Annotated in this window: 19 protein-coding genes; 4 read left to right on the top strand and 15 right to left on the bottom strand. The window is 40.8% G+C overall.

What is annotated here, in order from left to right; translation table 11 throughout:
- Positions 1-16: 16 nt before the first annotated feature.
- From hemW to B1F84_RS13030, 6 genes are read right to left on the bottom strand one after another with little or no spacing between them, the layout of a single operon-like run.
- Positions 17-1,153 carry a radical SAM family heme chaperone HemW gene (gene hemW / locus B1F84_RS13055; protein ID WP_131691678.1) on the bottom strand — a complete coding sequence of 379 codons (1,137 nt, stop codon included), beginning with the start codon at positions 1,151-1,153 and terminating at the stop codon, positions 17-19.
- Positions 1,150-1,749 (bottom strand): XTP/dITP diphosphatase, encoded by a 600-nt coding sequence (locus B1F84_RS13050; RefSeq protein WP_075169837.1) that lies wholly within the window; start codon positions 1,747-1,749, stop codon positions 1,150-1,152. Before B1F84_RS13050 ends, hemW begins: the two co-directional genes overlap by 4 nt.
- A gap of 2 nt (positions 1,750-1,751) precedes the next feature.
- On the bottom strand, positions 1,752-2,195 hold the full coding sequence (locus tag B1F84_RS13045; RefSeq protein ID WP_010391596.1) for a DUF4426 domain-containing protein: 444 nt from the start codon (positions 2,193-2,195) through the stop codon (positions 1,752-1,754).
- A 58-nt stretch (positions 2,196-2,253) separates the two neighbouring features.
- Positions 2,254-2,787: a YggT family protein gene (locus B1F84_RS13040; RefSeq protein WP_008113334.1), complete on the bottom strand. Its 534-nt coding sequence runs from the start codon at positions 2,785-2,787 to the stop codon at positions 2,254-2,256.
- Between the two features lie 26 nt (positions 2,788-2,813).
- The gene (gene proC, locus B1F84_RS13035; protein WP_008113330.1) at positions 2,814-3,635 is read right to left on the bottom strand and encodes a pyrroline-5-carboxylate reductase; all 822 of its coding nucleotides are present in this window, start codon (positions 3,633-3,635) and stop codon (positions 2,814-2,816) included.
- A 17-nt stretch (positions 3,636-3,652) separates the two neighbouring features.
- A complete protein-coding gene (locus B1F84_RS13030; protein ID WP_008113328.1) occupies positions 3,653-4,366 on the bottom strand; it encodes a YggS family pyridoxal phosphate-dependent enzyme in 714 nt (237 codons plus the stop codon).
- 2 nt (positions 4,367-4,368) lie between these two features.
- Between B1F84_RS13030 and B1F84_RS13025 the strand changes: the two genes are divergently transcribed.
- Together B1F84_RS13025 and B1F84_RS13020 are read left to right on the top strand one after the other, a co-directional pair.
- Positions 4,369-5,409 (top strand): type IV pilus twitching motility protein PilT, encoded by a 1,041-nt coding sequence (locus B1F84_RS13025; RefSeq protein WP_008113326.1) that lies wholly within the window; start codon positions 4,369-4,371, stop codon positions 5,407-5,409.
- 9 nt (positions 5,410-5,418) lie between these two features.
- On the top strand, positions 5,419-6,555 hold the full coding sequence (locus tag B1F84_RS13020) for a PilT/PilU family type 4a pilus ATPase (RefSeq protein ID WP_008113325.1): 1,137 nt from the start codon (positions 5,419-5,421) through the stop codon (positions 6,553-6,555).
- Between the two features lie 213 nt (positions 6,556-6,768).
- Here the strand turns inward: B1F84_RS13020 and ruvX are convergent, their stop codons facing one another.
- The 6 genes from ruvX to B1F84_RS12990 form a co-directional block, all read right to left on the bottom strand.
- The gene (gene ruvX, locus B1F84_RS13015) at positions 6,769-7,218 is read right to left on the bottom strand and encodes a Holliday junction resolvase RuvX (protein ID WP_008113324.1); all 450 of its coding nucleotides are present in this window, start codon (positions 7,216-7,218) and stop codon (positions 6,769-6,771) included.
- Positions 7,219-7,336: 118 nt separating this feature from the next.
- Complete coding sequence (locus tag B1F84_RS13010) at positions 7,337-7,894, bottom strand: YqgE/AlgH family protein (protein ID WP_008113323.1); 558 nt, start codon at positions 7,892-7,894, stop codon at positions 7,337-7,339.
- Between the two features lie 128 nt (positions 7,895-8,022).
- Positions 8,023-8,973: a glutathione synthase gene (gene gshB, locus B1F84_RS13005; RefSeq protein ID WP_131691677.1), complete on the bottom strand. Its 951-nt coding sequence runs from the start codon at positions 8,971-8,973 to the stop codon at positions 8,023-8,025.
- Positions 8,974-9,039: 66 nt separating this feature from the next.
- Positions 9,040-9,774 (bottom strand): 16S rRNA (uracil(1498)-N(3))-methyltransferase, encoded by a 735-nt coding sequence (gene rsmE, locus B1F84_RS13000; protein WP_131691676.1) that lies wholly within the window; start codon positions 9,772-9,774, stop codon positions 9,040-9,042.
- 70 nt (positions 9,775-9,844) lie between these two features.
- Complete coding sequence (locus B1F84_RS12995) at positions 9,845-10,318, bottom strand: hypothetical protein (RefSeq protein WP_131691675.1); 474 nt, start codon at positions 10,316-10,318, stop codon at positions 9,845-9,847.
- A gap of 78 nt (positions 10,319-10,396) precedes the next feature.
- Entirely contained in the window at positions 10,397-11,290 is an 894-nt protein-coding gene (locus B1F84_RS12990; RefSeq protein ID WP_008110578.1) for a hypothetical protein, read from the bottom strand.
- A gap of 78 nt (positions 11,291-11,368) precedes the next feature.
- Here B1F84_RS12990 and glnE point away from each other — a divergent pair, with 78 nt between their 5' ends.
- The gene (glnE, locus tag B1F84_RS12985) at positions 11,369-14,164 is read left to right on the top strand and encodes a bifunctional [glutamate--ammonia ligase]-adenylyl-L-tyrosine phosphorylase/[glutamate--ammonia-ligase] adenylyltransferase (protein WP_131691674.1); all 2,796 of its coding nucleotides are present in this window, start codon (positions 11,369-11,371) and stop codon (positions 14,162-14,164) included.
- 313 nt (positions 14,165-14,477) lie between these two features.
- Here the strand turns inward: glnE and B1F84_RS12980 are convergent, their stop codons facing one another.
- The 3 genes from B1F84_RS12980 to tolC all read right to left on the bottom strand — a co-directional run bounded on the left by B1F84_RS12980 (position 14,478) and on the right by tolC (position 17,744).
- A complete protein-coding gene (locus B1F84_RS12980) occupies positions 14,478-15,050 on the bottom strand; it encodes a toxin co-regulated pilus biosynthesis Q family protein (protein ID WP_076918443.1) in 573 nt (190 codons plus the stop codon).
- Between the two features lie 37 nt (positions 15,051-15,087).
- On the bottom strand, positions 15,088-16,011 hold the full coding sequence (lpxL, locus tag B1F84_RS12975) for an LpxL/LpxP family Kdo(2)-lipid IV(A) lauroyl/palmitoleoyl acyltransferase (RefSeq protein ID WP_131691673.1): 924 nt from the start codon (positions 16,009-16,011) through the stop codon (positions 15,088-15,090).
- 374 nt (positions 16,012-16,385) lie between these two features.
- Positions 16,386-17,744: an outer membrane channel protein TolC gene (gene tolC / locus B1F84_RS12970; protein WP_131691672.1), complete on the bottom strand. Its 1,359-nt coding sequence runs from the start codon at positions 17,742-17,744 to the stop codon at positions 16,386-16,388.
- 206 nt (positions 17,745-17,950) lie between these two features.
- Between tolC and B1F84_RS12965 the strand changes: the two genes are divergently transcribed.
- Positions 17,951-18,577: an NUDIX domain-containing protein gene (locus tag B1F84_RS12965; protein ID WP_131691671.1), complete on the top strand. Its 627-nt coding sequence runs from the start codon at positions 17,951-17,953 to the stop codon at positions 18,575-18,577.
- The last annotated feature ends 23 nt before the right edge of the window (positions 18,578-18,600 follow it).

Genomic DNA, 18,600 nt, shown 5'->3' with positions numbered 1-18,600 from the left:
CATAACGCCAAAAGCGTTATACGAACAATTCTAGCAGGTCATTTAAAAAGCGATGGCCTTTAAGGCTTACTTGCCAATGGCCGTCTTTTTCTATTAATAAACCTGTGTTAATAGCTTTATTTAAAGCCGCTTGTTGGCTTTGTAATGGCTGATTAGTCAGTGCACTGTAGTCTTCAATCGGACATGGCTCTGTTAAACGAAAGCGATTCATAAAAAACTCAAACGCTAAGTCGTCTTGTTCTACTTGCCAGCTTTTGTATAAGTAGGGCTTAATAATGTCCATGTAGCCCCGTGGGTGTTTAACCTTTTCAGTGCGTGTTATCACCCCCGTTTTCGAATCAGTAACCTTACCATGGGCGCCACAGCCAATACCAAGATAATCGCCAAACCGCCAATAATTCAAGTTATGTTGGCATTGAAAGCCCGGTTTTGCATATCCTGATATTTCGTATTGCTGATAGCCTGCTTGTGCTAATAATGCTTGGCCTTGTTCTTGAATATCCCATAAGGTTTCATCTTGTGGCAACGTGGGCGGTTTTGAAGCAAATTGCGTATTAGGCTCAATGGTGAGCTGATACCAAGAAATATGTGGTGGGCTCAGGGCAATAATTTGTTTTAAATCACTTAGTGCGTCATTGAGGGATTGCCCTGGTAAGCCATGCATTAAATCAAGGTTAAAGCTATTCAACCCTGCTTCACTAGCTTGTTGTGCTGCATAACAGGCCTCATCGGCACCATGAATTCGGCCTAAGGCTTTTAACTTATCATTTTGCATGCTTTGCACGCCAATAGAGATACGGTTAATCCCTGCTTTTACATAATCTTTAAAACGGCCAGTTTCGACTGTGCCGGGGTTTGCTTCAAGGGTTATTTCACAGTTATCGGCTAGGCCTATGAGGCTATCTACTTCATTGAGTAAACGGGTGTATGCCGCGCCGGTTAATAGGCTTGGCGTGCCGCCGCCAATAAAAATGCTGTGAATTTTTCGCCCTTGTACTAAGTGTAAATCAGCTTTTAAATCGTCAATTAAGTGCTGTACATATTCAGCTTCAGGGATGTCACCTTTTTGCCCGTGGCTATTAAAGTCGCAGTAAGGGCATTTTTGCACGCACCAAGGCACGTGCACATATAAACTCAGTGGAGGAAGGTTCACAGGCCGCCTTTGTGTTGTAACTCTTGTAGTAATTTATTAAGTGCTTGCCCACGGTGACTTAGTGCATTCTTCTGCTCTTTTGTAAGCTCTGCACTGGTACAATTTTCTGATGGTACAAAAAAGATAGGATCGTAACCAAAGCCACCTTTACCGTGTTGGCTAAGGGTAATTTCGCCCTCCCAGCTAGCACTGCAAATAAGTGGAGTAGGGTCGTCGGCATGACGCATTAGTACCAACACACACCAAAAGCGAGCGCTGCGATTAGGGTTGTTGCCTAAATCAGCCAGTAATTTATCGATATTATCTTGATCGCTTGCGCTATTTCCTGCAAAACGAGCAGAGTAAACACCGGGTGCGCCATTCAGGCCATCAACTTCTAAGCCTGAATCATCTGCAATAGCAGGCAGTCCGGTAATTTTAGCCGCATGACGCGCTTTAATTATCGCGTTTTCTACAAACGTGGTGCCTGTTTCGTCTACGTCACTGACATTAAAGTCGCTTTGCGGTACAACATTAATATTAAGTGAGCTGAGCATGTTAGCCAGCTCATTCACTTTTCCGGGGTTGCCGGTTGCAAGAACTAAGGTGTTGGTCATATTTAATCTACGTAAAATTTTTGCTTAAACTTTAATGTTTGAAACTGATTACCTTGTTGGATTTCAATTTCAAAACGTAAAATCTCTTCGTTGGTGTAATCTACTTGTGCTAGGTAATAAATTGAATCGCCTTCAACGACTTCTTTAAAGTTAAGGGTTTGCTTGTTACCTAATAAGTTTTTAGCGGTACCTTGTAATGTTGCTTTTTGAGCGGCTTTATCTGCATTATTTTTTAATATTGAAATATTAACAATGCCTTTATAGCCACTACGCTCAAGGTCATAGGCTTTAGCTATTTGTGGTTGAATAAACGTTGATGGAAAGGCTATGTAATGAACTTGCCAAGGGCCTAGTTCTTTGTATTGGGCGCCTTGTTCTTGAGCGCTGTGTGCATTAAATGCTAAAGCGAGACAAGCAATAAAACAAAACTTGATTAAACGTTGCATGGTTAACTCCTGAATATATAAAAAAGAGGCGCTAGGCCTCTTTTATATTACGTTATGCTTAAGCTAAAAGGTCCATTAGCAGCATTTGTAAAAACTGAATGCCGATAATCAGTACCAATACCGATAAATCTAATCCCCCCAATGGCGGTAAAATTTTACGGATTGGCTTTAACATTGGCTCAGTTAGCTGATGGAATACCGCTTCAATTGGGTTATAGCCTTGGCTTACCCAGCTTAAAATAGCGCGGATGATTAACACCCAAAAGACTAAATTTAAACCTTCTTTTAAAACAGTTATTAGCGCCTGTATAAGTACAGGTTGAATAGCCCAAGAGCTATAAATAAGCCACATTAATGTACTTATTTTTGCAGCCGCTACTATAAATGCCAGTAACAAAGAGGCTAAATCAAGCCCGCCCAGCCCTGGAATGATTTTTCGCAGTGGATTAACTGCAAACGAAGTGGCTTTGACCACAAATTGGCTCATCGGGTTGTAAAAGTCGGCTTTTGCCCACTGTAGCCAAAAACGCAGTAGTACCACCATTAAAAATAGATCAAACAAGGTGCTAATTAAAAATTGCATGGCATTCATAGTATAACCTTCAATAAAAAATGGTTTTAAAGTTCTTGTTCCATTTGCACTGCACGCGCAATACACGCATCCATTGCATCACCCACAGTTTGGGTTAAACCTTGCGCTTTTAAATGCTCAACAGCTGCATGCGTGGTACCGCCTTTTGAGGTTACATTGGCGCGCAGTTGCGAAATGCTAATATCTGGTTGGCTAAGTGCCATTTCAGCTGCGCCTAGCGCTGTTTGCTGTACTAAGCGACGCGCGTCTTCATCATTAAAGCCCAATGCTTTCGCTTTTTCTTCAATCGCTTCCATAAATAAGAAAAAGTAAGCTGGCGAAGAGCCGGTAACAGCAATCACGTCATTTATTTGTGACTCTTGCTCTACCCATACTACAATGCCGGTACACTCAAATACTTGTTGTACAAATTCATGTTCGCTTTGCGTTTCGCCAGCGCCATACAAGCCCGATACGCCACGGCCAAGTAACGACGGTGTATTTGGCATACAACGCACCATTTTCACATCTTGGCCAAGCATTTCACGTAAGCGTTTAACGGTTAGGCCCGCAGCAACTGAGATAAATAATTTATCACTAAAGTCGATGCCTGAATCTTGAAATGATTGGCATAAGTCGCCCATCATTTGTGGTTTAACAGACAGAACAATGACATCTGCATCGCGCATAGCTTCGTTATTGTCACTGGTGGTTTGCACTTTGAAATCCGCGGCTACCTTAGCTAGTTTTTCTTGGTTGCGGTTAGTCGCAATAATATTGTTTGCGTTAAAGCCGTTTTTTACCATGCCACCAATGATGGCGTAGCTCATATTACCTGTGCCTATAAATGCGATTTTTTTATCTGACATATGTCTGTTATCACCTTTTAAGTTCGTGTTCCAAAAATATCTGTGCCGATCCTCACCATGGTTGAACCTGCCGCTATGGCAGCTTCTACATCGTTACTCATCCCCATCGACAACGTATCTATATGAGGATATTGGGTCTGTAGTTTATCAAAGCAAGTTTGTAATTGCTCAAAATATTGAGTTTGCGTGTTTTCATCGTCACTTTTTGCAGGAATAGCCATTAGTCCGCGCAGTTTTAATTGCGAGCATTGACTTATAAATTGTGCTAATTGGTCAATTTCTTCTACTGCACAGCCCGACTTTGCTTCTTCTGCGCTAATATTAACTTGTATTAGCACATTAAGTGCGGGTAGTTCCTGTGGACGCTGAGCATTTAAGCGTTTTGCTATTTTGAGCCTATCAACACTTTGCACCCAGTCAAAGTGGTTAGCCACTAAGGCGCTCTTATTTGACTGAATGGGGCCAATGAAATGCCAAACAATATCGCTAAATGTGCCTAGTTGCGCTATTTTATCTACAGCTTCTTGAACATAAGATTCACCAAATTGGCGTTGCCCTTGCTCATAAGCTGCCATAATATCAGAGACGGGTTTGGTTTTAGATACTGCAAGTAACGTAATGTCGTTACTGTTACGCTGCGCATTTTGCGCTGCCTCTGCAATTCTAGCGTAGGCGGATGTGAGTCGTTCTGCTATTGTAACCATATATTTATCAGTTAGTTGTGGAGTCATAAATGGATATCACCGAATTATTGGCATTTAGTGTGCAACATAAAGCATCAGATTTGCACTTATCATCAGGGGTGTCACCTATGATACGTGTTGATGGTGATGTGCGACGTATTAATATACCAGCACTTGGAGATAAAGAAGTCAGCAGTCTGGTTTATGACATTATGAACGATAACCAGCGTAAGGACTATGAGCAAAATCTCGAAGTGGATTTTTCTTTTGAAGTCCCTAATTTAGCACGTTTTCGTGTAAATGCCTTTAACTCTAATCGTGGTCCTGCTGCCGTATTCCGTACCATACCTAGTGACGTACTGACACTTGAAGATTTGGGCGCGCCGGAAATATTCAAACAAATTTCAGATAATCCACGAGGTCTGGTATTAGTCACGGGTCCTACGGGTTCAGGTAAGTCGACTACACTTGCAGCCATGGTTGATTATATAAATCAAACTAAACATCATCATGTACTGACCATTGAAGATCCTATCGAATTTGTGCACGACAATAAACTCAGCTTAATTAACCAGCGTGAAGTTCACCGCGATACACATAGTTTTTCTAACGCCCTGCGAAGTGCGTTGCGTGAAGATCCCGATGTTATTTTGGTCGGTGAATTACGAGATTTAGAAACTATTCGCCTTGCTATGACTGCCGCTGAAACTGGTCACTTAGTGTTTGGCACTTTGCATACCACCTCGGCACCTAAAACCATTGACCGTATCATTGACGTATTCCCAGGTGAAGAAAAAGACATGATCCGCTCTATGCTCTCAGAATCATTGCGTGCGGTTATCTCACAAACACTGATCAAGAAGGTCGGTGGAGGGCGAGTGGCTGCACACGAAATCATGTTGGCAACGCCTGCTATTCGTAACTTAATTCGTGAAGATAAAATTGCTCAAATGTACTCATCAATTCAAACCGGTGCGTCGCAGGGCATGCAAACTATGGATCAATGTTTAACAAACCTTGTTAACCGTGGCATCATCACTCATATTGCGGCGCATGCAAAAGCGCAAGATAAGACGCAGTTTAGCGCTTAAGGAATTATTATGACTTTATCTTTGAATCATTTTTTACAAATAATGATCGACAAAAAAGGCTCTGATCTATTTGTATCAAGCCAGCTGCCTATTAGCGCCAAAATTAATGGCGAGCTCACCCCTCTTAATGATGACAAACTAACCGATGAGCAAGCGCTGGCGTTGGTTGAGTCGGCAATGAGTGAAAAACAAAAAGCTGAGTTTCATAACACTAAAGAGTGTAACTTTGCGATTGCGACCAGCGAAGGGCGCTTTCGTATTTCGGCATTTTGGCAACGTGATAGAGCGGGGATGGTTATTCGCCGGATTGTGACCAAAATACCCGATGTAAAAGAGCTGGGGTTACCCTCGGCACTAACCGATGTCATTATGTCAAAGCGAGGCCTGGTATTATTTGTAGGTGGTACGGGAACCGGTAAATCAACATCACTGGCGGCACTGGTTGGTTATAGAAATCGCCATCAGCGCGGGCATATTCTAACCATAGAAGATCCAATCGAATTTGTGCATGAGCACCAAAAAAGTATTATTACCCAACGTGAAGTGGGCTTAGATACAGAAAGCTTTGAGTCAGCACTAAAAAGCTCTTTACGCCAAGCGCCAGATGTTATTTTAATTGGTGAGATTCGTTCGCAAGAAACCATGGAATATGCGTTAAGCTTTGCCGAAACTGGTCACTTATGTGTTGCCACTTTGCACGCTAATAATGCTAACCAAGCGATTGACCGTATTATGCACTTAGTGCCAAAAGAAAAGCACGACAAGCTTAAATATGACTTAGCATTAAACTTACGCGCTATTATTGCCCAGCAGCTGATCCCGACCTCTGACGGTGAAGGGCGCGTTGCAGCTATTGAGGTGTTATTGAATACGCCAATGGTGAGTGAGCTGATTAAAAACGGCAATATTGGTGGCATTAAAGAGACTATGGCCAAATCAACTGAAGTGGGCATGCAGACCTTCGACCAAGCTTTATTTGAGCTATATAGACAGCAACGGATTAACTATGCCGATGCACTGCATCATGCAGACTCACCAAATGATTTACGCTTAATGATAAAACTGCGTAATAACGAGCAGCAGGGAGCAGGCTTTTTACAAGGTGTAACCATTGATGGCCTTGATGATAAAGGTAATATGACCTAATTTTTTGCCTACATGGATGTAGTAAAGGTGCGTGAGCAGGGCGCAAGCTTTGCTCGGTTTTTACTTATTCTTACTGGATGTAAGCCAGTAGAATAAAGCAGGAGCAGTTATCGAGCCCACTAGGCTGCAAAGCTCGCTCAGCGATTAAATTGCCCCTAGTGTAAATCCACGCATAAAAAAAAGCGCCCAAGGCGCTTTTTTTGTTAAATCAATTTATTCACCATAACTGGCTTCAAAAAAACTCTCTAAAATGATCACCGCAGACATATTATCTACGTTGCCTTTACCTAAGTTTTTATAACCGCCACGTTCAAACAATCGTGCTTTAGCATCAGCGGTCGTGAGGCGCTCATCTTGAGTATGAACCGCAATACCGTAATGGTTATGCAAACGGTTGGCGAACTTCTTAGCCTTAAATGTAACCTCTTGTGAGGTGCCATCCATATTAAGCGGTAGGCCAACCACCATTAAATCAGGTTGCCACTCTTTTACCTGCACAGCAATGTCATCCCAATTAGGGATGCCATCTTGAGCTTTCACCGCTTTTAAGCTGGTGGCGCTGCCTGTCAATTCTTGACCAATTGCAATACCAATACTCTTAGTACCAAAGTCAAATCCCATTACAGTGCGTTCACCCTGCGGTTTTAGAGTTTTTTTAGTCATGTTTATCTTTTATGTTATTAGGGTCTGTTTTTACTTAGCCCACTAGGTTACAAACTTCGCGCCGCGATTAAACCGCCCCTAGTTTGAACAAATTTTAATCCGCAAAGGTCAACAGACCCTAAGCATGTCCAGCTTCTGGGCTTAGTTGGCCAATATCAAAACCAAGCATAGAAACTGCCATTTCCCAGCGTTTTTCTACGGGAGTATCAAAAATTATTTTAGGGTCGGCTTTTATAATTAGCCAACTATTATCAAGTAGTTCTTGCTCTAATTGGCCTTGCTCCCAACCAGAGTAACCTAAGGTAATTATAAATTGTTCGGGTGCTTGGGCGGTAGTTAACGTGGCTAACACATCTTTTGAGGTGGTGATCATAATATCACTGCTCAGCTTTTGGCTTGCCGAGTACCCAGGTTTTGGTGAATGTAGCACAAAACCACGATCAGTTTTAACTGGCCCACCAGCATACACTGTCACTTGCGCAGCATGTTGAGACTTATCGTTGTCAATATCAATCTTATCGAGTAATTCACCTACGGTAACATCAATCGGTTGATTGATAACAAGTCCCATAGCGCCTTCTTCATTGTGTTCACAAATATAAGTGACAGCACGTTTAAAAAAAGGGTCTTGCATTGATGGCATTGCGATTAAAAAGTGATTTTCTAATGACTGCATAATTTTTACCCTTTTAGTTATTGAATCTTGAGTATGGCATAGTCCCATGTTTTAACACTAAAAATTTATTCAACTTTAAGCGGTGATTATAGAAGCGCCACCGCTCAAAGTTTGGTATGGCTTTAATATTATTTACTAAGTTTTCTCTCTATAGCGTCAAATAAAATGCCAGTAATAGAAATATCGTAAGCGGCCTCAATTTCTTTAACACAGGTTGGGGCTGTTACGTTAATTTCAGTTAACTTATCGCCAATAATATCTAAACCAACAAATATTAAGCCTTTTTCTTTCAATGTAGGGGCAACTGCTTGAGCAATTTTAAGATCTGACTCACTAATTGGCCGTGCTTCACCACGTCCGCCGGCGGCTAAGTTACCGCGCGTTTCGCCGTTTTGTGGGATACGCGCTAAGCAATAAGGAATAACTTCACCATCAACAACCAATACGCGCTTGTCACCTTGAGTGATCTCTTCAATGTAATTTTGCGCCATAGCAAAGCGACTGCCATGCTCGGTTAAGGTTTCGCATATTACGCCAATATTGGCATCATCTGCTTTCACTCTAAAAATAGAAGCACCGCCCATGCCATCCAGTGGTTTTAAAATAATATCTTTATGCTCGGCTAAAAATTCACGGATTTGCTTTTGGCTGCGCGTAACTAATGTATCAGGTGTGTGCTCACTAAACCAAGCTGTAAATAATTTTTCATTGGCGTCGCGCAAGCTCTGCGGCTTATTAATAACTAAAGTACCGGCTTGCTCTGCACGTTCTAAAATATAGGTTGCGTAGATATATTCAGTATCAAAAGGCGGATCTTTACGCATTAAAATAACGTCTAAATCAGCCAACGCAATACTGGTTTTTTCTTCAAGCTGATACCATTTTTCTGTGTTATCAAAAACCTGTGCTTTGGCCGCTGTGGCGTAGGCATTACCTTTACGCAGCGATAAATCATCCATTTCCATATAGTAAATTTCGTAGCCACGGGTTTGCGCTTGCAGCATCATTGCAAAACCGGTGTCTTTTTTAATGTTAAACCCACTAATAGGATCTGAAATAATACCTAACTTAATTGCCATGCGCTGTGCCTTAATTTATGTGTTTTTTACAACTGTAACCTTGATATGTGGGTGCTTTTAGTTATTTCAATTAGCTAAATCGCCAAATTGTAATTGTAGTGCGCTTAAAACGGTTAATGCCGCTGTTTCTGTGCGAAGAACGCGCGGGCCTAAGCGAATATCTACAAACGCTTGTTGTTTTGTTTGCGCTATTTCATCGTCAGTAAATCCGCCTTCCGGCCCTACTAAAAAGCGTACGCCGTCATCGGGAATGGTAATGGTTTTAATACTGTGTTCGGCGCGAGGATGCAAAGTTAATTTAATGGCAGCTGTTTGCTGTTCAAGCCAGCTTTTTAAATCAACGGGAGAGTGTACTGTTGGCACAAAGTTGCGCCCAGATTGCTCTGCTGCGGCAATCGCTATTTTTTGCCATTGCTGGTGTTTTTTTTCTAAGCGGTCGCCACTTAGTTTTACGCCACAGCGCTGGCTAAAAATAGGGGTGATTTCAGTGATCCCTAATTCAACCGACTTTTGAATGGTAAAGTCCATTTTATCACCACGAGATACGCACTGGCCTAAATGAATTTTTAATGGTGATTCAACGTCATGAGAGTTAAATTCAAGCGGCATAACAACCACGCTCTTTTTACTTACCTCAATAATTTCACTGAGGAATTCTCCGCCTTCACCGTTAAAAATAGAAACCTGTTCGCCCACTTTCATGCGCAACACTCGACCTATGTGCCCTGCAGCATCATCGTCAAGGCTTAAAGGGGTATTAACAGCAATCGCAGATGATTGATAAATATGAGGCACTCGCATGGCAAATCACTTTTTTACATAGAAGTTATATCCCTCTATGGTAAGTAAGCAAAGGCTTGGGTGCAATTATTTATTTTTCAGATTCAGGGGCAGCAAGCTCAGCTAGCGCTTGTGCGGTTTGAGCTATATCGGTATGACAGGACAAATGATTTGAATGACACTCTTCATTTATAGGCTTAATGTCATAACCATGATTGGTTTGACTGATAATATAGCGTTTTTCATGTAATGAATTATAAATAAAGCGTTGTTTATCATCGGCGAGCAAATAATCTGTTTGATTAAATAACACGCCTTGAACATTGTGGTGTTCGTGGAGGTAGCTGGCGAGCTCTGAAATACTGATTTCGTTCTCAATATCGCAATAGCAATAATCTTTAACGAGTTCATCAAACATCATTTTAACTAGCTTTTGCGTATTCGCACCGGCTATTACAATGTCTTTTTTAGCAGCATCATTGGTATTAATATACTGTTTTACAAATGATCGGCTGAACTCGTTATCTATATCAATTAATAGATAACTTCCTGTTTTAATTGCCATATGCCTAAAGTCCCTGTTAATTTTACCAAACAATTAAATAGGGACGTTTAGCAACGGCTAAATTTAACGTGTTTGGTACTAAATTGAAAACATACTTATCAATAAGTAACCAATAGCACAAAATACAGCAAATTCAATACAGGCAATGCCAATATTATCCTGATGATCGACTTCAAGTGCGGTATCGATATTTGGCATTGAGATAATTTTTATTATATACGTTAAACAGTATAGTAATAGCCACATCACACCGCAATGCATTACCAAAGTAAATAAGTTTTCTACCATTTTACCGTTTTGAAACGCCGCACTTGATAAACCAGCATACGCGGCAAGTGCCAAGCCTATTGACTTACCCGCATAGCGAATACCAATTGAGGTATTTTCTAAACCAAAGTTACTTTGCAACGAAGCCCCTTGATTGGCTTTAGCAAAGCGGTTTTCGCGTATTTTACTGTCTAGGGCAAATAGGCCTTGTAAAACAAAAAAGCTTACTGAGGCTATTAATAAATTACTAAAGCCCTGAGTGTGTGTCCACGTATACAAACCCAGTACTAAAATACAGTTAGCAATCAGCATCCCTGAATCAACCAGCGCCGCACAAACGTTTTGTTTTAATATGGCAGCTTCTTCATTAAAGCGGCGTAATATCCATTTACGATGGATTAAATGCCCCATTTTTATAAACGAAAATAACAGCACAATTAATAAAATGACTTTTAGTGGATTTGATTGAGCCGTGCTAATACTTATTTCATCAAACAAAAATGCCATCGTGGCGATCACTACTGATATTTCAGAGGCAAAACTAATCCCCATTGCAAAGTTATCATGTTGCGCTAATTCTTCTTTAAGTGCTTGTTTTGCTTTTATTTGAGTAACAATTCTTAAACTAATGATAATGATACAAATAACCACAAAACTAATAGCAATCGCAACTAAACTAGTGTTAGATAATGACAAGTATGACATGGTGTTCCTAAATAGATTTACCTTGATAGGTTTTTAACCATTCTAGTATGGTTATTGGTGAGATAAAAGAGGGTATTGATGAGTAACGACACGCAGCTTCCTATTGAATTACAAAAACTGGGTGAAACGCGTTTTGCCGCGCTGTATCCCGAACAACAAATCCAGCAGCAAATCGTGCGTTTATTAGCGTTAAGTGATTTTGCTTGGCGCAGCTTAAGTTCTCAACCTTCGCTGTTATCTTGGTTGCTATGCGACGTTGAAATTAACAATAGAGAAATTTCAGATCCCTTTGCAACGCTTAATATAAATGAAGTAGAAGAGCAGCAATGTCATCAATTACTGCGCCAATATCGCGAAAAATACTGGCTAAAAGTCGCATTTTTAGACTTGTGTTGTGAAAACTCAATCGCGGATAGTATTAAATACATTAGTGAACTAGCTAATAAACTTATAGATAGTGCCAACCAATGGGCCTACAAAAATGTTGCTAAAACTAATGGTGAACCATTAGATGAAGACAAAAATTCTTTACCATTAATGGTACTAGGCATGGGGAAGTTAGGTGGGCAAGAACTCAATTACTCATCTGATATAGACCTTATTTTTGCATACCCCCGCAACGTTAAAACCCAAGGGGGACGTCGCTCGCTCGAAGCATCTGTTTTTTATACTAAAGTGGCTCAAAAGCTAATTACAGCACTGAACCAATGCACCGTAGATGGCCAAGTATTTCGGGTTGATATGCGCCTGCGCCCATTTGGTGAAAGTGGCCCGTTGGTGATGAGCTTTAATGCCATTGAAGATTACTACCAAGAGCAAGGACGTGATTGGGAGCGCTACGCGATGTTAAAAGGGCGCTTAATTGGCACGCCTAACATTTATTGGCAGGAGTTTAATACCTTGCTGAGGCCTTTTGTATATCGCCGTTATATTGATTTTTCAGTGATTGAATCGCTTAGAAAAATGAAACTCATGATTGCCCAAGAAGTGCGTCGTAAGCGCTTAACTAATAATATTAAATTAGGCGGTGGCGGCATTCGCGAAGTTGAATTTATTGTTCAAGCATTGCAAATGGTCAGAGGCGGCAGAGAAGCTAACTTACAAACACAATCTTTATTAACTGCATTAGAGCAGCTAACAGTTAGCCAAGTGATTGATGAACATGAGGCCAGCGGGCTTAAAAATAACTACCTTTATTTACGTAGGGTAGAGCAATACCTGCAAATTTTTAATGATCAGCAAACACAAACTCTGCCTGATGATGAGCTAAATCAGCAACGGTTGAATGTGTTATTGAACCAAGGTGATTTTGGCTCAGCTATTGAGAAAATAGAGCAGGTAATGGCGCAAATTCATAATGAGTTTATTCAGGTAATTGGTGAAGAAACCGAACCACTTGATACCTGTGAAGGCGCGTTTATAAGTACTTGGGATCATGGCGATGTTAGCTTTTTAAATGATCCCAGAGATGAGTGGCAAACACCATTAAATGACTTTAAACAACGGCTATCTAAAGCCAAAGTGGGTAATCGTGGACGCGATATTCTTGATAAATTAATGCCTGCATTGCTCAAACAATTAAACGACTTTAATGCCAGTGCCAGTGCATTTACAACGGTATGCCAAATATTAAATAAAATTATTTCGCGAACCGCATATTTAGAGCTGTTGTATGAAAACCCTGGAACGTTAAAACAGTTAGTTTTGCTCTGCTGCCATAGCAAGTGGATTGGTGAGCATATTTCATTGTACCCCATTTTGCTCGATGAACTTATTGACCCTGCAGTACTATATAAACCGACCCCATTAACAGCGTACAAAGATGAAATAAGACAGTATTTTTTACGTATTGAACATGACGATCTTGAACAACAAATGGAAGCATTACGTCAGTTTAAACAAACCCATCAGTTACGGATTGCCGCCGCAGATGCCACTGGTGTTATTGATGTGATGAAAGTAAGCGATCACTTAACTGCACTTGCAGAAGCAATAGTTGATCAGGCTGTTAATATTGCTTGGTATCATTGTGTTAAACGTTTTGGCATGCCACCTAATACTGACGATGAACATAAAGGCTTTGCTGTTATTGCGTATGGAAAAACCGGCGGTTTTGAGGTGGGCTATGATTCTGACCTCGATTTAGTTTTTGTCCATAACCATGACGGTACCAGCTATACCAGCGGCGACAAGGCAATTGACTCAAGGCAGTTTTATTTAAAGCTAGCGCAGCGGTTAATGCACTTATTTAATACTCGTACAGCCTCAGGTATTTTATATGAATTAGACACTCGCCTTCGTCCAGAGGGCGCATCAGGGTTATTAGCGATTAACTTAGAGAGTTTTAATCATTATCAACAAACCCAAGCGTGGACGTGGGAACATCAAGCTTTAGTAAGGGCGAGGTTAATTTTAGGCCAAACTGAACTAGTGACGCGCTTTGCACAAATTCGCGCCGAGATATTGTGTCAAAAACGTGATGTTGAACTGCTAAAAACCGACGTAATTAAAATGCGCGAAAAAATGCGTGGTCATTTAGCCAAAGGCAACGAGCAGCAGTTTGATTTAAAACAAGACGTGGGGGCGATGACTGATATTGAGTTTATGACTCAATACTTAGTATTAAAGCACGCTCATGAGTTTACCCATTTATGCGATAATTCTGACAATGTCAGAATTTTAACGGACGCGGCTAAAATTGGTTGCATTACAGACACACAAAAACAGCAACTTATTAAAGCCTATATAGATTATCGTTCACGCTATCATGTGTTGAGCCTAGATCAGCAAGGTCGCTGCGTAAAACGTGAAGATTTTAGTGAAGATATTAAAAATGTAACGTCGATATGGCAGGCTATTTTTGAATTAAATTGAATAAATACGTAGGCGCTCGATTATTATTGAGCGCCTATAAAGCCAAGGGTCTGTTGAACTTTGCGGATTGATATTTGTTCAAACTAGGGGCAATTTAATCGCGGCGCGAGGTTTGTAACCTAGTGGGCTAAGTAAGAATCGAGCAACAAAGAGTTAATTGCCCCTAGGCAGAACCCTTCGGGCAGCGCCTGTTTGGCATTTATTCCACGTTATCGCCTATTTATGGGGAATAACCACACTTCATAGGCTCTGCCTTGCCTAAATACCAAACAGACTGCTGCAAATTCAACCTTGAAAGGTCAACAGACCCTAGTTAATTACTTAGCTTTAAACAGTTTGTACGTACAAATTCAGACGGTAGCTCGGTAATGACCGCTGCACGTTGTTTAGGGCAGAAAAACGCATACACCTCATTTGAAAAATCATCATTTATAGAGCGGCTAACGCGGTATAAAGCGGAGTTAAAACTGCTATCTATGCGAAAGTGATCTTTAACAACGTAATCTTTGTCTAAGTACCACATTAAAGTAACCCCTTCGTTATTCGCATATTGAGTTAGTACAGTACGTAAGGTTGAGTCACGTTGAAAGCGACGAGGCCCTACTTCTCCACTCCAATTCAAAGGCATAGGCTCTACTACAAAAGAGCGTTGGTTCAGTGCTCTATCGAGACTAAGATCGGGTTTCTCAAGTTCAATTACAAATTTTTCGTTATCTTTATTAACGCTAATTTTATCGCGAATTGACGCATAAAAACGAGACAACCCTTCAGCTGCCGCGTTAGTGGTTTGTTGATAATTAAGTGACGACGTACCATTTAGTAAAAAGTAAATGGCTGCACCAATTAACAATAAGGCTAAAAGTATGTATCTAATCCAAAACCACATGGCTGTCACTCATCTTTGTTATTTTAATAACCCATCTTTAATAAAAAGACGGGGCGTCTTTATTGGGGCGCGTTTTAAAACGTCTATGTAGCCACATATACTGTTCAGGGGCTGCATTTATTGATTGTTCCATGCGCTTATTAACACGCCTTACATCGGCTTTATCATCACCGCTTGGAAAGTGCTCAAGCTCAGGCACGATTTCTAAATGATATTGGCCTTTCTCATCACGACGAGTAATTAGGCTCATTGTTTCGCAGTTTTTACTACCCGCAAACATCAGTGTGCCAGTGGTCGTTGCTGTGTCGGGAACTGCGTAAAAAGGCACAAATTCACAACGGTTACGGCCATAATCTTGATCAGGTAAGTAATAACAAACTTTTTTATTTTTTAATGCTTTCAATAGTCCTTTAACATCTTTTTTACCAACCATGTACTCGTTAGATCGAAGGCGTCCATTGGTGGTAAAATATTCCATAAGCGGGTTATTATGTGGGCGATAAAAACCAATACCTTGGCACTTCAATCCCATTACGCGGCTTGCCATTTCAAGGTGAAGTATATGTGGAACAAGTAATAAAACGCCTTTTCCTGATTGTTGTACGCGCTCAAAATGTTCAAGTCCTTTTAGTGATCCCAATACTTTTTTGACCCGCCACTGTGGCCACCACCAAGCCATACCGGTTTCAACCATTGCAATACCAGTATTTTCCATGTTCTTAAGTACCAGCTGTTGTTGCTCGGCTTCGCTCATTGTTGGAAAGCAGTGCTTAATATTAACCTCAGCAATGTGCCTTCTGCGTTTCATATACTTATAAACCAAGCGTCCGAGCTGCTTACCCATAGCTAATTGTAGTTTTTGTGGTAACCATGAAATAAGATATAAAAACAAAACACCAATCCAGGTTAGCCAGTAACGAGGACCTAAAAAAGAAGCTTTAAAAGGGGATGAGTTAACCACAAAAATTTTTCTCTAAAAATAAAAGGCAAGGGTCTGTTGACCTTTGCGGATTAATATTTGTTCAAACTAGGGGCGGTTTAATAGCGGCGCGAGGTTTGTAACCTAGTGGGCTAAGTAAAAACCGAGCAACAAAGAGTAAATCGCCCCTAGGCAGAACCCTTCGGGCAGCGCCTGTTTGGCATTGATGCTGCGTTATCGCCTATTTATGGGGAATAACCACACCACATAAGCTTTGCCTTGCCTAAATACCAAACAGGCTGCTGCAAATTAAACCTTGAAAGGTCAACAGACCCTAGTTTAACGCTATGTGCTTAAAAATACAAAAAGCCAGCAAAAAGCTGGCTTTAGTGATTATTTATAATGAAGTCGTGTGTTTAGTTAACGGTATTTAACCCTTGGTTTATACCCACTAAATCTTCACGGCTCAATGTTCCTGTTGCTTGTTTTAAGCGAAGCGTTGATACAACATAACGATAACGTACATCAGCAAGGTTACGCTTTGCATTGTACAAGTTTTGCGTACTGATCAGTACATCAACAATAGTACGTGTACCTACTTCAAAACCCGCTTCAGTGGCTTTTAATGCACTTTCTGCTGAAATAACAGCTTGTTCAAGCGCTTTAAATGTCGCAATGTCAGATACCACTTGATTGTAAGAAGTAATGACAGAGCGAGTTACTGCACGATAATCGGTTTCAAAATCTTGGCTTGCAGCAACGTAAAATGCACGTGCTTGATCAGTTGCAGCAACTGTTGCACCCCCTGAATAAAGTGGGACGCTAAAGTTTAGTCCAATAGAGCTTGAATCTGAACGAGGCTGGTCGTCAAAACTAGCGCCATTTAACTCACTATCTGTTAATGAGTCGCCGTAGCTAGCATTTAACGTTAGTTTTGGGTAATGACCTGCTTTTGCGAGTTCAATTTGTTCTTTAGCTATATCAACCGTTATTTTTGATACTTGCAGATTTAAGTTTTTGTCTTTAGCTATTTTAACTAAATCAGTTGCAGGCGTACTTGGCTTAACAGTAGAAAATGTTTTAGTGTTTAACATATCTAGTTTTGCGTGGTACTTACCGGTGATCTCACGTAGCTGCTCACGGGCTGTTTCTACCGCATTATTAGCAATGATCTCTTGCGCTACTGAGTTATCAAATTGTGCTTGTGCTTCATGTACATCGGTAATAGCCGTTAAACCTACAGCGTAACGCTGTTTAGTTTGTTCAAGTTGGCGCTCAATAGCACGTTTTTCAGCTTGTACAAATTCAAGGTTATCAATAGCGCTAAGTACGTTAAAATAGCCCTCAGCAACACGCACAATTAGGTTTTGCTTGGCAAAGTCGTATTGGCCGCTTGCTTGAAGTGCTTGTTTGTCGGCAATACCTAATGAATTCCATGCGCCTAAATCAAATAACGTTTGGCTTAAACTAATGCCGCGTCTGAATTGATCGGTTTCACTTTCTACTTTAACTTGGTTTGATAAATCGCCTACGCTTTGAAAAGAGCTTGAGTCGCTTTTATCGTAACTCATGGTCAAACCAATTTGCGGTAATAGTGCGCTCATAGCGCGATCGCTTTGGTATGATTGTGCATCGGCTTGGGCTTTTGCTTTTAAAACGGTAGGATCGTTGGCTGTTGCGATTTCAAAAACTTGAAGTAAATCTTCTGCATTGGCTACGGTTGAGCCCAATGCGCATGATAAACTAACCAGTGCTGCAAGGATGTTCTTTTTCATGTGATGTTCGGTCCTTAGACAATTTTTGTACTACAGGCATGTTAACCTGTTTTACTTCATAACTAAAAAAAAAATTAGTAAAACAACGTTTTCAAGTGTAACAGAATATATACCCAACAAACCCCATTCGCTCAATTTAGCGTTTTACTGGGACTGGCTATCAAGACGTTGATGTATCGGCGCTTTCAAAAAGGAAATAGAAAAACATGGCGAATAAAAGTCGTATTCAATTTACCCATGATGATGTGAGATTAAAACCGATTGAAAACCTGTATAGCGGTTTTTTTAAAATAAACCTTTATCAATTTCAGCATGCTCTGTTTGCTGGTGGAGAGTCTGAGGTTATTCGTCGAGAAATTTTAGAGCGTGGCGATGCGGTTGCGGTACTTCCTTATGATCCAGTGACTGAGCAAGTATTGCTTATAGAACAAATTCGCATTGGCGCAATTAAAAGCAAACACTCGCCGTGGCTGTTAGAATGTATAGCGGGCATGACTGATGGCAGCGAAAATTACGAGTCGGTTGTTAAAAAGGAAGCGTTTGAAGAAGCCGGGCTTAATTTAACCGAGCTTGAGTTTATGTTGTCTTATCTTTCTAGCCCAGGTGGAACCACAGAGCGTTTGTTTTTATATTTAGCTCATGCCGATTTAAGCCAAATGAGCACCGGCATTTTTGGGTTAGAAACCGAAGGTGAAGATATTAAAACCCATATTATGCACGTAGACGAAGCACTGCAGCGACTTAATAGTGGTGAAATTGATAATGCCGCTACCGTAATTTGCTTGCAATGGTTAGCGCTAAATCGCGATAAGATACGTAAAAAGTGGGCATAGTTTTTAATTTTTAATAGTAATGG

The organism is Pseudoalteromonas sp. DL-6, assembly GCF_004328665.1.
Taxonomy (GTDB): domain Bacteria; phylum Pseudomonadota; class Gammaproteobacteria; order Enterobacterales; family Alteromonadaceae; genus Pseudoalteromonas.
This window is presented reverse-complemented; position numbering and strand designations above follow the sequence as displayed.